This is a genomic window from Roseibium sp. (genome assembly GCF_025698965.1).
In the GTDB taxonomy this organism is placed as follows: domain Bacteria; phylum Pseudomonadota; class Alphaproteobacteria; order Rhizobiales; family Stappiaceae; genus Roseibium.
Map to the genome: position 1 here is coordinate 1 of NZ_JAILWL010000119.1, position 14,337 is coordinate 14,337.

A 14,337-nucleotide genomic window follows, 5' to 3' on the forward strand; every position below is an offset into this window, starting at 1 on the left:
ATGGCGGGGGTCGGTATTCGACCCGGCGATATGGTGCATAACTCCTATGGATATGGCTTGTTCACCGGCGGTCTCGGGGCGCATTTTGGTGCCGAAAAACTGGGCTGCGTGGTGGTGCCGGTGTCCGGTGGCGGCACCGAGCGGCAGGTGACACTTCTCAATGACTTCAAGCCCCGCATATTGTGCTCAACCCCGTCCTACGCGCTCAATATTGCCGAGGTGGCTGAAAGTATGGGGGTTGATATCGCCAGGTTGCCGGTGCGACGGGGCCTGTTCGGAGCCGAGCCATGGTCGAACCAGCTGCGCGCCGAATTGGACCGGCGGCTGGGTATCACGTCCTGCGATATCTACGGGCTCTCGGAGATCATGGGGCCGGGAGTGGCCTGCGAATGCGATGCTGCCCGCGACGGCCTGCATGGTTGGGAGGATCATTTCCTGTTCGAGATCATCGATCCCGAAACGCTGGAGCCGCTGCCGATGGGTGAAACCGGCGAATTGGTGATCACCACGCTGACCAAGGAAGCGATGCCGATGATCCGCTATCGAACCCGTGACATCACCCGTCTGACTGACGAGCCCTGCATTTGCGGTCGCAGCCATGTGCGGATCATGCGGGTTGACGGCCGTGACGATGACATGATGATCATCCGCGGCGTCAACGTCTATCCAAGCCAGATGGAAGCGGTGCTTGTCGGGCTCGACGGACTGGCACCGCACTATCAGATCCGCTTGTTCAAGGATGGTCCGCTTGATGCCATGGCGTTGGATATCGAGGTGCAACCCGGCATTGGCGAAGGGGCAGACGTGCTAAAAAACAAGGCCTCAGAGGTGCGCCATCACATCAAATCGGTCATTGGCGTGAGCTGTGCAGTCACCGCAAAGCTCCCTGGTCAGCTTCCCCGCTCGCAAGGTAAAGCGGTGCGAGTCATCGACGAACGCTAACGGTGACCAGGGAGGTGCACGTCAAGCCTCCTGTCACCATTGGCGTGCGCAGCTGAATAAGGCGCGTGTGGTTCTGCAATGCACCGCGCAGATCTGTCTTTTTTGAATAGCTGTTTGTTGTCCTCCACTCGGCACAAAGCCGAGTGGGAGCAGTGCGGTCTTCAGACTTCGAAGGCCTGTTCCAGTGTGGTAAGGTCGCCTGTCCTGTCAGAAACCGAGGCAAAGTAGGGTTTGCGACGGCCGCGGTAGAGGATGCCGGTGTTCATACCGTCGTCGGTCATGATGCGGCGCGCGGCGCGGGCCGGGTCATCAGTTTCCGATACGCTGGCCTCGTGCACCTGGTTCTTCCACTCTTTTTCATCCGGGCGGAAGGTGACGCAGGGGCTGAGGATTTCCACGAAGGAAAAACCGGGGTGTTTGATCGCCTCGAAGATGGTCTCGGTGCAGGCCTTGATGTTGCCGGAAAACTCGCGGGCGACAAAGTTGGCACCGGAGGCCAACGCAATCACCAGCGGATGGAAGGGCGACAGGCCGGTACCGCCCGGGGACAGGGCGCTGTCCCAGTCCGGTTCTGTGGTTGGGGAAGGCTGACCTTTGGTCATGCCATAAACCCGGTTGTCCATCACAACATATGTCATATCGATATTGCGGCGGCAGGCGTGCAGAAAGTGGTTGCCGCCGATCGAGAAGCCGTCGCCGTCGCCGCTCATCGCCATCACCGTCAAATCGGGGCGTGCCACTTTCAGTCCGGCGGCCACCGCCAGCGAGCGGCCATGCACTCCGTGAAAGCCATAGCAGTTGGTATAGGCCGGGATCCGCGATGAGCAGCCGATACCCGAGATGACGGCAATGTCCTCAGGTGGGCGTCCCAACTTGGCCAACGCCTTGGTGATCGACATCAGAACGTGGAAGTCACCGCAGCCCGGGCACCAGATCGGCGTGATATCGGACTTGTAGCTGCTGGCCTTGAAACTGGGGGCGTTCATTGGTTTTTCCAATCACGGATCTGGGAGGCGATTTCGTCGGGGCCAATGAGATACGGTCCCTCGCGGTTGAGCGATCTGGTTTCAAACGGCAGGTCGATATGCGCCCGCACGTGGCGATAGAACTGACCGGAATGGCTTTGCTCGACAAACAGCACACGCCTGGCGCCGGTGAGGGCCTTGGTCAGCGCCTCCTCCGGGAAAGGCGAGATCTGACGCAATGAGACAAGCCTGGCCGGGATGCCTTCATCCGCCAACGTGTCCAGGGTTTCACGCGCGGCCCCGGTCAGCGACCCCCAGGTCAGGATCACTGTGTCACTGGCAGCGTCGCCTTCACAGACACCCCAATGAGCGCCGTAGTCGAAGTTGTTGATTTTGTCGTGACGCTTGTTCATCTGTTCGCGTTGATCGCGCCGGGTGCTCGAGGGCGTGCCCTTTTCCGTATGAGTCAATCCGTCAGCCGTATATTGCCCGCCTGGCTGGCCCGGCAGCGACATCGGCGAAACGCCGTCCGCGGTGAGCGCGTAGCGTTTGTAGTCTTCGTCTTCGGCGATAAACGTTTTGCGCTGGGTCAGGAAGGTGACATCCGCCGGTTTGTCGATCAGCAGTCGGGCCTGGCCGAGTGACTGATCCGATAACAAAATCACCGGCGTCTGAAGGGTTTCGGCAATATGCACCGCCCATTGCCCGGTGAACAGACAGTCGGCCACGCTGAGGGGGGCCACCACCACGTGATCCGCGTCGCCATGGAAGCCATAGACCGCAATGTTGAGATCGGATTGTTCGGATTTGGTGGCGATACCGGTTGACGGGCCGACCCGCATAACGTCGACAACGACAATCGGGGTTTCCGAGGCAGCCGCAAGTCCGAGGCTCTCCATCATCAGCGAGAGACCCGGACCGGATGTCGCCGTGATCGAGGGGAGACCACCAAAGGATGCGCCTATGATCATGTTGATTGAGGCAAGTTCGTCCTCCGCCTGCACCAGCGAGCCGCCGATCGATGCCAGCGCAGGGGACAGATACTCCAGCACTTCGGTGGCAGGGGTGATCGGATAAGCGGCGGCAAACCGAACTCCGCCGCGCAGGGCGCCAAGGCCGACAGCTTCGTTCCCGGTGATCAGCCAGCGGCTGCCGTCCTGCTCAATGGGCGGCGCCAGCGTATAGGCGTGGTTGAAGCCGCTGGCAGCGGTCATGCCGGCGGCAATGCAGGCTCGGCCGGTTTCAACGGCCTGTTCGCCTTTGCTGCCCAGCTTCGATTGCACCACCTTCATGATATTATCCACCGGCAGCCCAGCCAACTGGGCGACCAGGCCGATCGAGATCATATTTTCGCGGCCACCTGGAATTGACTTGGCCAACTCGCCGATCGGGCATTGCACGATGGTGCAATCCATATCGAGCGCCGCTTGCGGCGGATCCCCGGCTGCGGGGTCGCAGACGATCAACCCGCCGGCAGCCACCGGCATCGCGTTGATAAAACGATCGGCGTTCTTCCAGTCGATAGCGACAAGTATGTCAAATTCCTTTGACATGCAGGCGGCCGGTTTTGTCGACAGTCTTACCAATGCCGCAGCTTCGCCGCCGCGTATCTGTGGTCCGACCGAACGGGTGAGAAGCCCGTACCAGCCCGACTTTCCGGCTGCTTCGAGCAATATCGAACCTGCCGTGATCGCTCCCGCTCCACCGGTGCCGACGACCGCGAATGATACATTTTTTGCTTGAGGGGAAAGGGCGTCCATAAAGAATCCGTTCTACGCTCTGGCCGGGTTTTCGTTGGTTTCTGGCCTCAGACCATTTCTTGGTTGACCTTAAATAGGTAATGAAGTACCAATTTACGGTAATAAAGATTTGAAGCGCTGTCAACAAGGCTCTGGGTCGAGTCTCAGGAGGATGAAGATGCCAACACGCTGGATGATGGTTTCAGGGGAAAAGCCGCTTGAAAAAGTAGCCTTCGACCTTGAAAAGCCGGGACCCGGCGAGGTCGTCGTCAAAGTATCGGGCTGCGGCGTCTGCCATACCGACCTCGGCTTCTATTACGATGGCGTGCGCACCAATCAACCGCTGCCGCTGACGCTCGGTCACGAGATCAGCGGCATTGTTGTCGAGGCTGGCGCGGGTGCCGAGGAATGGCTTGGCCAGCCGGTGATCGTTCCTGCGGTAATGCCTTGCGGCGAATGCGATGCCTGCCAGCGGGGCAAGGGGACCATATGCCGGGCGCAAAAAATGCCGGGCAACGACATTCAAGGTGGTTTTGCCAGTCATATAACCGTGCCTTCACGTGGCCTGTGCCCGGTGGATACCGACCGGCTTGCGGCGGTTGGTCTGTCGCTCGCGGATGTGTCAGTGGTCGCGGACGCGCTGACGACACCGTATCAGGCGGCGGTGCAGGCCGGGGTTGGCGAGGGCGATCTGGTGATCGTCAACGGTGTCGGCGGTGTCGGTGGATACGCGGTGCAGGTCGCCTCCGCGATGGGGGGCACGGTCGTAGCGATCGACGTGGTGCCTGAAAAGCTTGCCGCAGTTGCCGGATACGGCGCGTCGCTGACGCTGGATGCACGCGACTTTGATCCGCGCAGCCTGAAGAAGGAAATCATCGACTTCGCCAAGGCCAACGGTTTGCGCACTTCTGAATGGATCATCATGGAATGTTCCGGAACTGCTGCCGGGCAGGCTGCGGCTTTCGGCTTGCTGAACCACGGCGCCACCATGTGCGTGGTTGGCTTCACCATGGACAAGCTGGAAGTACGACTGTCGAACCTGATGGCCTTTCACGCCCGGATGTTGGGCAACTGGGGCTGTCCGCCCGAACTGTATCCCGGTGCGCTGGACCTTGTGATGAGCGGCAAAGTCAAGCTGTCGCCATTTGTTGAACAGCGACCGCTTGATGACATCAACGACATATTCCAGGCCGTGCATGACGGCAAACTGGTCCGGCGTCAGATCCTCGTGCCCGGTGAATGAAGGAGATTCAGAATGAGTTTTGAACCAATTGACTTTGTTTCGCACGATATTGTTTCAGATGCCGCGCGCGAAGCTATCACCGACCAGGTGATTTTTGAAAAACGCCCGGCGAAACTGCCAGATGGCACCATGGCCGAGGGGCTCTACAATGCCTGGATCACCCTCAATAATCCAGCGCAGTACAATTCCTACACCACGGATATGGTGAAGTCGGTGATCCTTGCCTTCCGCGCCGCATCAAATATGCGCGATGTGAATGCCGTGGTGTTTACCGCCGCTGGTGACAAGGCATTCTGCACCGGTGGCAACACCAAGGAATATGCGGAATATTATGCCGGTCGTCCGCATGAATACCGCCAGTACATGCGCCTGTTCAATGACATGGTGTCGGCAATTCTCGGCTGCGACAAGCCGGTGGTCTGCCGGGTCAACGGAATGCGGATCGGCGGTGGCCAGGAGATCGGCATGGCGTGCGATTTCTCCGTCGCGCAAGACATGGCGCGGTTCGGTCAGGCTGGTCCCAAGCACGGTTCGGCGGCAATTGGCGGCTCGACAGATTTTCTGCCGGTGATGATCGGCTGCGAACAGGCAATGAATTCCGGTGTTCTGTGTGAAAGCTTCACCGCGCAAAAGGCGCTACGTCTGGGCATACTGACCGACATTGTTCCGGGGTTGAAGGTGGATGGCGAATACGTAGCCAACCCGCTGGTCGAGACCCGCATGATCACCGACAAAATGGGCCGTTTGCTGCACGGAGAGCTGAAGACCGGTGACGCGCTGGCCGAAGGCAAAGCGCTGATGAAACGCGGCGAGATGGACCTGAGCGCGCTGGATGCCAAGGTTGAAGAGCTTTGCGGCAAACTGCTGCTGACCTTCCCCGATTGCACCACCAAGTCGGTTGAAGAGCTGCGCAAACCCAAGCTCAACGCCTGGAACGCCAACAAGGAAAACTCTCGCGCTTGGCTGGGCGGCAACATGATGACCGAAGCCAACATGGGCTTCCGTGCCTTCAATGAGGGCAATCGCGAAGTGGGCCGTGAAATTGACTTTGCGCTTTTGCGCAAGGAGCTGGCCGAAGGCGCCAAATGGACGCCGGATTATATCGACTCGATGATGCCGGGAGCGCGCAAATGAGCGATGTTCTTGGTATCACGCTGGATCTGGAGGGCGCGCTACTGCGGCTGCGGTTGAACAGGCCAAAGGCGAATATCGTTGATGCCGAAATGATCGCGGCGCTGGAAGCAGCCTTTGCCGCGCACCAGAATGATCGCGATCTGGCAGCGGTGCTGGTCGAGGCCGAGGGACCGCATTTCAGCTTTGGCGCTTCAGTTGAAGAACACCTGCCGGCGAGCTGCGAGGAGATGCTGAAATCGCTGCATGCGCTGGTGCGCCGGATGCTGGAGTTTCCGGTGCCGGTTCTGGTTGCGGTGCGCGGCCAGTGCCTGGGCGGTGGTCTTGAGGTGGCGATGGCGGGACATATGATCTTTGCCGCGCCGGAGGCCAATCTGGGTCAACCGGAAATGATGCTGGGTGTATTTGCTCCCGCTGCGTCCTGCCTGATGCCGGGTCGTGTGGGGCAGGCGCGAGCCGAGGATCTACTATACTCGGGGCGGTCGGTCAGCGGCAGCGAAGCCTTTGCCATGGGTCTGGTTGACGCGGTCGCTGAGGACCCGGAAGCCGCGGTCATCGCCTACGTCGAAAACCATCTCAAACCGAAAAGCACAAGTTCCTTGCGCATGGCAGTCCGCGCCGCCAGAGCCGGATACTGCCGCGAGGTGATTGCACGTCTCGACGAGGTCGAAAACCTGTACCTGAACGATCTGATGTCAACCCAAGATGCGGTGGAAGGGCTCGAAGCCTTTATCGCCAAGCGTCCAGCAAAGTGGGAAAACAGATGACACAATCCACATCCGAAATTGTCGCACGCTGCGAGGCGCTTTACGAAGATCTCAGCTTTACCGCCGCACGCGAATGGAAAGCCGCCAAAGAAGGCCGGAAGGTGATTGGCTATATGCCTGTCTATGTTCCGCGTGAACTGATTCACGCCGCTGGCATGCTGCCGCTTGGCATTATGGGTGGCGGTGACAATCTGGAGGTGGTTCACGGCGACGCTTATTACCAGAGTTACATTTGCCGCATTCCGCGCTCGACTATCGAGTTGGGTATATCCGGTCGGTTGGATTTCGTTGACGGCATGCTGTTTCCGTCGATTTGCGATGTGATCCGCAACTTGTCCGGCATGTGGAAGATGCTGTTTCCCGACACGTATTCCAAATATTTCGATGTGCCGCAAACTTACAAGGATGAGATTGGCGGCACCTTCTACATCGGTGAAATGCGCGAACTGCTGCGTGATCTTGAACAGATTGCCGGACACAAGATCAGCGATGACGAGATCCGCAACTCAATCACGGTCTATAACGCGAACCGTGAGCTGGTTAAGGAGCTCTATACGTTGCGGGCGCAAGTGCCTTGGCAGGCGCCTGCCTCGGAGGCCTATCTTGTAATTCGCGCGGGCCTGGTGTTGCCGGTGGAAGAACACAACGTACTGCTGCGGCAATATATTGACGCCGTCAAAGCTGAAGATCGCCCTATCAAGGACAATTCCAAGGTCGTGGTGACGGGCATGTTCTGCGAACAGCCGCCGCTGAACCTGATCAAGTCACTGGAACTGTCGGGCTGCTATGTTGTCGATGACGATTTTATGCTGGTCAGCCGCTGGCTGATTGGCGACGTGCCGACCGAGGGAGATCCGGTTTACAACCTGTCTCAGGCCTTCCTGCATCATTCGATGTCCACTGCAGCCAAGTATGAACCAAATCAAGAGGAAAAAGGCCAGTTCCTGGTCCGTGCGGTGAAAGAATCCGGAGCCGAGGGGGTGATTTTTGCTTCGACGAGTTTCTGCGATCCGGCGCTTCTGGACCGTCCGATGCTGCAAAATGTCCTGAAAGAGGCCGACGTTCCGTTCATCGCGTTCAAGTACGCAGAAAACTCCGGGCAGATGCAGCCGATCCGTGAACAGGCCGGAACCTTTGTTGATTCGATCAAACTGTGGAGCGCAGCATGAAACCCTCAATCGTGAAAGCCAAGCCCGCAGACGTCCTCAAGGACGCCTCGATGATCAAACAAAAAGAGATGATGGCGGCCCATTACGAGCGCCTGACCAATGCTCCGGAAACCGGTGAAAAGGTGGCTTCGACATTTGTACCGGGCAACTTGAACGAACTGCTGATGTGCTTCGACCTGGTCAACAACCTGCCTGAGGTGAATGCCATTCAGTCGGGTTTGCGCAAGCAGTCCGGTCAGTACATCATGGAAGCAGAGCGTGCCGGTCACTCGGAAGATGTCTGTACTTACGTGAAATCGGACATCGGGATGATGATGAAGGGGAACATCGGCCCCAACGGCAAGGAGCTGCCGAAACCCGATGTGCTGCTTTTGTCCTACACCGGCTGTTTCACCTTCCTGAAATGGTTCGAGCTTTTGCGTGAGCAGTACAAATGCCCGACCATATTTTTGCAGACCCCGTACATGGCCGACGGCAAAGTTACGCCGAACATGATCCAGTACATGGTCGAACAGTTCAAGGAAACGGTCATCCCGACGCTTGAAGAAGTCTCGGGGGTGAAGTTCGATATCGACCGTTTGCGCGAATACCTGAAGAAGTCGGCGCAGGCAGAGGACGATCTGGTCTACATCCTGGAAACGGGCAAGAACAAACCGTCTCCGATTGATGCCTACTTTGGCGGTATCTATTATATCGGGCCGATTTTCGGGGCCTTCCGTGGCACCGACGACGCTATCGATTACTATCGCTTCCTGCGCGAAGAGGTTGACGAGCGGATACAGAAAGGTCTTGGTCCGGTGACACCTGACGGGCCGATGGACGAGGAGAAATACCGTCTCGTGGTCGAAGGTCCACCAAACTACACCTCGTTCCGCCAGTTCTGGAAAATGTTCTACGACGAAGGCGCCACCGTGGTCGCGTCGAGCTACACCAAGGTCGGTGGCACCTATGATTATGGCTTCCGTCACGATCCCGACCGGCCGCTTGAGTCACTGGCGGAATACTGCCTGGGCGTCTACACCAACCGCAGCCTGCCAATGCGCATCGATATGCTGTCGGATTACATCAACGAATACGAAGCCGACGGCCTGCTGATCAACTCGATCAAAAGCTGCAACAGCTTCTCGGCCGGTCAATTGCTGATCATGCGCGAAGTTGAAAAGCGCACCGGAAAACCTGCGGCCTTCATCGAAACAGACCTGGTGGATCCACGCTACTTCTCGGCGGCCAACGTCAAGAACCGGCTGGAGAGTTACTTCCAGATGGTTGAGCAGAAACGCAGTGGAAAAGGAGCGGCAGCATGAAGACCTTTGTAGGCATTGACCTCGGCTCCACCACCACCAAAGCGGTGCTGCTGGATGAAGAAGAACGTATCCTGGGACGGGGCATCACCAATTCGCGCTCCAACTATAAAACGGCCTGTTCGGTGGCCACCGAAGAAGCCAAGATTGACGCGCGGTTCACCCTGTTCCGGCGTGAATTTGGCGGCGAGGAAACGCTTGATAACAACGTAGAGGAGTTTTTGGGAGCGCTGGAACGGTCGTTCCGACTGGAACAGTTCCTGGAACAGCTCGAGGATCTCGAGGAAACCTGTACCCGGCTGGTAACCGGCGAGCGGTTCGAAAAAATCGGGGATGGTGTTAAGTCGGCGCTGGCTGAAGTCTTTCATCGACTGCGCCAGGAGGCGCCGGCCATGTATGCGCCCGGAGCTGACCGCAAATCCGACTTTTTCCGCGATATCGCCGGATCGCGCTATCTGGCAGTGGCCGAAGAAGTCGGGCGCGAGATGGATATCGGCTACGACATACTGCTGAACGTCTATGATAAATCAATCATTGCGGTAGAGAACCGTCCCCCGTCGGGCACCCTGGATGAGAAGTTCAAGAATGCATTGGGACGGGTGTCCAGGGAAGGGGCCACGGCCACTGCTGAACTCGGCAAGAAGGCTGAGAACGCTCTTGGGATTGAGCTTGAGGAAAGCTATTTGGTCGGGACCGGCTATGGCCGGGTGACCCTGCCGTTTTCCAAAGAACATATCCGCTCAGAAATTCTCTGCCACGGGCTGGGGGCGCATATGATGTACCCCGAAACCCGTACTGTTCTGGATATTGGCGGTCAGGATACCAAAGGCATTCAGGTTGACCCGCAGGGGATCGTCGAGAATTTCCAGATGAATGACCGTTGCGCCGCAGGCTGTGGACGGTATCTGGGTTATATCGCCGACGAAATGAACATGGGGCTGCACGAGCTGGGCCCGATGGCAATGAAATCGGCCAAACCGGCGCGCATCAATTCGACTTGTACCGTTTTTGCCGGTGCCGAATTGCGTGATCGTCTGGCGCTGGGTGAAAAGCGCGAGGACATTCTGGCCGGTTTGCACCGCGCCATCATTCTGCGTGCGGTCTCTATCCTTTCCCGCTCTGGCGGGGTTGCGGATCAGATGACCTTTACCGGCGGCGTGGCCAAGAACGAGGCTGCAGTGCGCGAGCTGAAAAAACTGATCGCCGAGAACTATGGTGACGTGACGATCAATATCAACCCGGACTCCATTTACACCGGTGCGTTGGGAGGGGCTGAATTTGCCCGCCGCGCAGCGGAGGGCCATTCGGAAGGGATCGAAGCATGACGCTGACAGCTGGAATTGACGTCGGCACAGGTGCCGTGAAAGTGGTGGTTTTCCGGTTGGAAGACGGCAAGGAAGAATGGCTGTCCCGCAGCACGCTCAGGATCCGGCAGCGCGATCCGATGCAGCTCTCGCGGGAAGCCTTTGACCAGGCGCTGGAAGACGCGGGAGTAAAGGAAAGCGATCTGGATTACGTGGCGACCACCGGTGAGGGCGAGTCGATCCCGTTCAATACCGGTCACTTCTATTCGATGACCAGTCACGCCCGTGGGGCCCGGTTCCTGAATCCCAAAACCGTCGCCATTCTGGATTGCGGGGCTCTGCATGGCCGCGCAATGATCACCGATGACAAGGGTAAGGTCACCAACTACAAGATGACCAGCCAATGCGCCTCGGGATCAGGCCAGTTTCTGGAAAATATTGCGCGCTACCTGGGAATTGCTCAGGACGAGATCGGCACCTTGTCGATGCAGGCGGATGATCCCGAAGAGGTGTCCTCGATCTGCGCCGTTCTGGCGGAAACCGACGTGATCAACATGGTGTCGCGTGGCATTACTTCGCCCAACATCCTCAAGGGGATTCACCTGTCGATGGCCAACCGTCTGGCGCGTCTGCTCAAGTCGATCGGAGTGCGCAATGACCTGATCATGATGACCGGTGGCTTGGCGCTGGACGAAGGTCTGTGCGAGGCGATGCGTGAACAACTGGCCAAGATGAAGGGTGTTGATGCTGAAATCGTCAACAATCCGGATTCGATTTATGCCGGAGCCATCGGTGCCGCGCTCTGGGGCGCTTTCCGCTTTGAAAAACTGGCAGCCACAGGGCAGCTGCTCAAGGCATCCTGAAGAGGAGGAATTGATATGGCACTAATGATTGTTGACCCTTGCACGGCCTGTGATGCCTGCGAACCGGTTTGTCCGAACGAGGCGATCAAGGCAGGTGATCCATTTTACATCATCGACCCGATGAAATGCACCGAATGTGTCGGGGAAGAAGACGAGCCGCAGTGCAAACTTGTCTGCCCCGAGGCCTGCATCGTTCAAAATCCGGACTGGGAAGAGACTGAAGAGGAATTGCAGGCCAAGCATGATGCCATGCAATAACTGTTGCTCCCGTTGCCGCCGGTCAACGTCATTGTGACAATGATCGGCGGTTTTTTCATCTGCAGATGGATTTACCGAATTGCAGTTGCACCAATGAAGAACCCGGCCAGTAATCGACCGGGTCTCTCGCGTTTTTTGAGTGAATTGCCTTCGCTGATCAGAGCGATTTGATGAGTGCAATACGCTGGGCCTTGGTAAACCCGACCGAGCTGAAATATCTGATCAGCGCCGTGTCTTGCCAGTTGACTTCAGTGCGCACCGATTCAACCTGCAGGATGGCGAGATTGACCATCAGTTTGGCCATCAGCGCGTGACCAACACCCTGGCCCTGGAAGCCGGGATCGACTCCAATCGAATCCATCACCGCTTCGGCGCTTGTGCGGCCGAATTCACCAAAGTCCATGCGAGCCATGATAAAACCGACGGGGAAACCATCCTGTTCAGCCACCAGCGAAACCCGTACACCAGTCTGGTCGAGGTTTTCCACTTGCATACGGTTAAAATAATCAGTCCGGTCTGACTCGGTGATTTCGGCATCAATCGATATGATCTTGGTCAGATCGTCGACCAGCATCGAGCGCACTGGAATGCGATCGCGCGACAGCGCGTTGCCAGCATCGCCATCAGGAGAGCTGTAGTCCAGCTCTTCGGCATTGTCTGATGGGTCCTCTTGGAGTTCCTGCGGCAGTTCGCTTGTGGAGCGTGTGAGCACGACACCTGGTGCCATCTTGAAACCTGCATGGGCAAAGAAACTCAGCACAGGCCATTGGTTCCAGTTGATCTGACTGGTCAGGCTCGTCACCCCCTTGCTGCGCAACACAGCCTCGACTTCGTCGAGAGTTTTCTGGCCGAGGCCTTGCAGCCCGTACGCGGGATCAATGCCAATGGCGTCGAGAGAGGCACTTGCGCCTTTTTTCCCAAACTCTCCCGTGACCAGTTTGGCGAAAGCGAAGCCGGTTAACTTGCTCTTGTCGAAAGCGCCGACAAACACGTACTCCTTTGGGTTCTCGACTGCGGCGTCAAGCCGTTTTTCGAAATACCCGCGCCGAGAAGCACCCGAAGCGGCCTTGTCTATTGCAATCACTGCTTCCAAATCGGCCGGGGACAGGGGTTTGACCGAAATCTGCTCAAGCACGTCTGTCATGGTGTCCTCGCTATGATTGGTGGGATTCGGCATATGCGGTGGACAGTTCCATGTCGGTCTCCGCATCAAGCAAGTCCTCAAGCGCCGGCAAAAGCGCCATTTCCTCTTTCTGAATATGAGCGAGCATGCGTTCGATCAGTTCGCCTGCCACGTTGCGGAACCGGATCCAGCTGTCTGCGGTAAAGCCGTTTTCCAGTGCCTCGCGCGACAATTCAGCGACTGTCTGGCCGAGCGGCAGAAGCGCGCGATGCTCGCCGCGCAGGTGTTCACCGATGCCGACGTCACCCATCTCTTCAAGCCGGGTGAACAATTCGTTCTCCTCAAAAGCAAAATGCTCGCTGACTTCTTCCTCGATGGCGCTGCCCGCTTTTTTCAGAGTTTCCTGCACCATTGGATCGCTGACGTCCGGTGCCTTCTTGCGCGCCTTGGCGAGCAGCTGATCAAGAGCTTCGATTATTACGACCGTCGCCTGATGGTCGTCGTGCAATAGCTGGGCGGTTCGGCGCGAGAAGCTCATTTGGATCATGCCTCATGCAGATGAGTATTAAATTACCTATTTAAGTACTATAATGCTTATTTAGACTTGGCAAGGGCCTAGGCGGACTAAACGGAAGGGAAAAGTTCACTGGAGCGTTACCCGATACCAGGTGCGCTTAATCAGGTTTTTAATATGCATCAGGTCACATGAGTGAACCGATCAAAGGGAACATGCATTAGATGTCCGGGGCCGGCTGTTTCAGTTTCAGCGCCACAAAACAAGCGAAAACACTAAAGGCAACTGCGCCGATACAGCCAAGCGCCGCACCGGCTTGAACCAGCACGGTCTGCTCGAAAAGGATCCCGAGGGTGCAGGCGGCAAGGGCGCTCAAGTGGCAGGTGGCGTGGATTTTGAGCGGCCCTTCGGCGGTGAGATCCGATATCAGGGGTGGCAGGCCGGATTTGCCGGCCGCGTGCATTGAGGCGAGAAACGGCATGATGCGTTGCAGGACACCGGTCAGGAAGGTCAGCAGCCAGCCTGCCACCAACAGGAACCCGGTCAGGGCAGGGGCATTTGGGATGCCAATGTCGCCCAGTGTCAGTCCGGCCAGCACAAGCGTGGCAATCAGCAGTCCCCAGGACACCCGCATCAGCATGAACGGCAGGCCCAGCCTCTTGCGCATGGAAGTGCGCAGCGCGGTGCGCATCAGCCACAGATAGCACCCCGCTGCGCCAAAGCCGAAAGCAAGCGCCAGCCACTGCAGCGGTGGAAGGTCCAGGAGCACTCCAACGGCGTAAATTGCCAGCGACAGGGCCAGCAGCGTTACCTGTGCCCATCCTGGCCCCGTGGGCAAGCTGCGAGACAGAACAAACATCGGAATCAGCACCAGGCTCAACCCAAGCGCAAGTGACCCCATGAAGCCGAAACCGGCAACGGCCATGTGCACCAGAGCAAAGCTCTGGTGGTTGGCGAGCGATCCGTTTTCGAAGCTGTGGATCAGCAGCACCCCAAGGAGGGCAAGCACCGTCAGTCC

Annotated in this window: 13 protein-coding genes and 1 pseudogene; 9 read left to right on the forward strand and 5 right to left on the reverse strand. The window is 57.7% G+C overall.

Annotation, left to right across the window (positions count from 1 at the left end):
* Window positions 1-942, forward strand: a 942-nt coding sequence (locus K5905_RS11725; RefSeq protein WP_297583902.1) for a phenylacetate--CoA ligase family protein, incomplete at its 5' end; no start/stop codon positions are given.
* 161 nt (window positions 943-1,103) lie between these two features.
* Here K5905_RS11725 and K5905_RS11730 read toward each other — a convergent pair.
* Window positions 1,104-1,928, reverse strand: a complete 825-nt coding sequence (locus tag K5905_RS11730) for a 2-oxoacid:ferredoxin oxidoreductase subunit beta (RefSeq protein WP_297583904.1) — start codon at window positions 1,926-1,928, stop codon at window positions 1,104-1,106.
* Complete coding sequence (locus K5905_RS11735; protein ID WP_297583906.1) at window positions 1,925-3,667, reverse strand: 2-oxoacid:acceptor oxidoreductase subunit alpha; 1,743 nt, start codon at window positions 3,665-3,667, stop codon at window positions 1,925-1,927. Before K5905_RS11735 ends, K5905_RS11730 begins: the two co-directional genes overlap by 4 nt.
* A gap of 157 nt (window positions 3,668-3,824) precedes the next feature.
* Here K5905_RS11735 and had point away from each other — a divergent pair, with 157 nt between their 5' ends.
* The 8 genes from had to K5905_RS11775 are packed head-to-tail and all read left to right on the forward strand — an operon-like array spanning window position 3,825 to window position 11,682.
* Window positions 3,825-4,889 (forward strand): 6-hydroxycyclohex-1-ene-1-carbonyl-CoA dehydrogenase, encoded by a 1,065-nt coding sequence (gene had / locus K5905_RS11740; RefSeq protein WP_297583908.1) that lies wholly within the window; start codon window positions 3,825-3,827, stop codon window positions 4,887-4,889.
* A gap of 12 nt (window positions 4,890-4,901) precedes the next feature.
* Window positions 4,902-6,023: a 6-oxocyclohex-1-ene-1-carbonyl-CoA hydratase gene (gene oah / locus K5905_RS11745; RefSeq protein WP_297583910.1), complete on the forward strand. Its 1,122-nt coding sequence runs from the start codon at window positions 4,902-4,904 to the stop codon at window positions 6,021-6,023.
* Window positions 6,020-6,787, forward strand: coding sequence for a cyclohexa-1,5-dienecarbonyl-CoA hydratase (locus K5905_RS11750; protein ID WP_297583912.1), 768 nt, complete (start codon window positions 6,020-6,022; stop codon window positions 6,785-6,787). The genes oah and K5905_RS11750 overlap by 4 nt, the downstream gene beginning before the upstream one ends.
* Window positions 6,784-7,956: a benzoyl-CoA reductase subunit C gene (gene bcrC, locus K5905_RS11755; protein WP_297583915.1), complete on the forward strand. Its 1,173-nt coding sequence runs from the start codon at window positions 6,784-6,786 to the stop codon at window positions 7,954-7,956. The genes K5905_RS11750 and bcrC overlap by 4 nt, the downstream gene beginning before the upstream one ends.
* The gene (bcrB, locus tag K5905_RS11760) at window positions 7,953-9,260 is read left to right on the forward strand and encodes a benzoyl-CoA reductase subunit B (protein WP_297583918.1); all 1,308 of its coding nucleotides are present in this window, start codon (window positions 7,953-7,955) and stop codon (window positions 9,258-9,260) included. Before bcrC ends, bcrB begins: the two co-directional genes overlap by 4 nt.
* A complete protein-coding gene (gene bcrA, locus K5905_RS11765) occupies window positions 9,257-10,582 on the forward strand; it encodes a benzoyl-CoA reductase subunit A (RefSeq protein WP_297583919.1) in 1,326 nt (441 codons plus the stop codon). The genes bcrB and bcrA overlap by 4 nt, the downstream gene beginning before the upstream one ends.
* Complete coding sequence (gene bcrD / locus K5905_RS11770; RefSeq protein WP_297583922.1) at window positions 10,579-11,424, forward strand: benzoyl-CoA reductase subunit D; 846 nt, start codon at window positions 10,579-10,581, stop codon at window positions 11,422-11,424. Before bcrA ends, bcrD begins: the two co-directional genes overlap by 4 nt.
* A 15-nt stretch (window positions 11,425-11,439) precedes the next feature.
* Complete coding sequence (locus tag K5905_RS11775) at window positions 11,440-11,682, forward strand: YfhL family 4Fe-4S dicluster ferredoxin (RefSeq protein ID WP_297583924.1); 243 nt, start codon at window positions 11,440-11,442, stop codon at window positions 11,680-11,682.
* A gap of 157 nt (window positions 11,683-11,839) precedes the next feature.
* On the opposite strand, the gene K5905_RS11780 is transcribed toward K5905_RS11775, so the two are convergent.
* The 3 genes and pseudogenes from K5905_RS11780 to K5905_RS11790 all read right to left on the reverse strand — a co-directional run.
* On the reverse strand, window positions 11,840-12,826 hold the full coding sequence (locus K5905_RS11780) for a GNAT family N-acetyltransferase (protein ID WP_297583927.1): 987 nt from the start codon (window positions 12,824-12,826) through the stop codon (window positions 11,840-11,842).
* Window positions 12,827-12,836: 10 nt separating this feature from the next.
* Window positions 12,837-13,343: a hemerythrin domain-containing protein gene (locus K5905_RS11785; protein ID WP_297583929.1), complete on the reverse strand. Its 507-nt coding sequence runs from the start codon at window positions 13,341-13,343 to the stop codon at window positions 12,837-12,839.
* Window positions 13,344-13,539: 196 nt separating this feature from the next.
* Window positions 13,540-14,337 (reverse strand): annotated as a pseudogene (locus tag K5905_RS11790) (hypothetical protein); the annotation flags it as partial.

Excerpts from the sequence above, each read along its gene's own strand:
- K5905_RS11730 (WP_297583904.1), bottom strand. The coding sequence starts at position 1,928 with ATGAACGCCCCCAGTTTCAAGGCCAGCAGCTACAAGTCCGATATCACG.
- K5905_RS11735 (WP_297583906.1), bottom strand. The coding sequence starts at position 3,667 with ATGGACGCCCTTTCCCCTCAAGCAAAAAATGTATCATTCGCGGTCGTC.
- had (WP_297583908.1), top strand. The coding sequence starts at position 3,825 with ATGCCAACACGCTGGATGATGGTTTCAGGGGAAAAGCCGCTTGAAAAA.
- oah (WP_297583910.1), top strand. The coding sequence starts at position 4,902 with ATGAGTTTTGAACCAATTGACTTTGTTTCGCACGATATTGTTTCAGAT.
- K5905_RS11750 (WP_297583912.1), top strand. The coding sequence starts at position 6,020 with ATGAGCGATGTTCTTGGTATCACGCTGGATCTGGAGGGCGCGCTACTG.
- bcrC (WP_297583915.1), top strand. The coding sequence starts at position 6,784 with ATGACACAATCCACATCCGAAATTGTCGCACGCTGCGAGGCGCTTTAC.
- bcrB (WP_297583918.1), top strand. The coding sequence starts at position 7,953 with ATGAAACCCTCAATCGTGAAAGCCAAGCCCGCAGACGTCCTCAAGGAC.
- bcrA (WP_297583919.1), top strand. The coding sequence starts at position 9,257 with ATGAAGACCTTTGTAGGCATTGACCTCGGCTCCACCACCACCAAAGCG.
- bcrD (WP_297583922.1), top strand. The coding sequence starts at position 10,579 with ATGACGCTGACAGCTGGAATTGACGTCGGCACAGGTGCCGTGAAAGTG.
- K5905_RS11775 (WP_297583924.1), top strand. The coding sequence starts at position 11,440 with ATGGCACTAATGATTGTTGACCCTTGCACGGCCTGTGATGCCTGCGAA.
- K5905_RS11780 (WP_297583927.1), bottom strand. The coding sequence starts at position 12,826 with ATGACAGACGTGCTTGAGCAGATTTCGGTCAAACCCCTGTCCCCGGCC.
- K5905_RS11785 (WP_297583929.1), bottom strand. The coding sequence starts at position 13,343 with ATGAGCTTCTCGCGCCGAACCGCCCAGCTATTGCACGACGACCATCAG.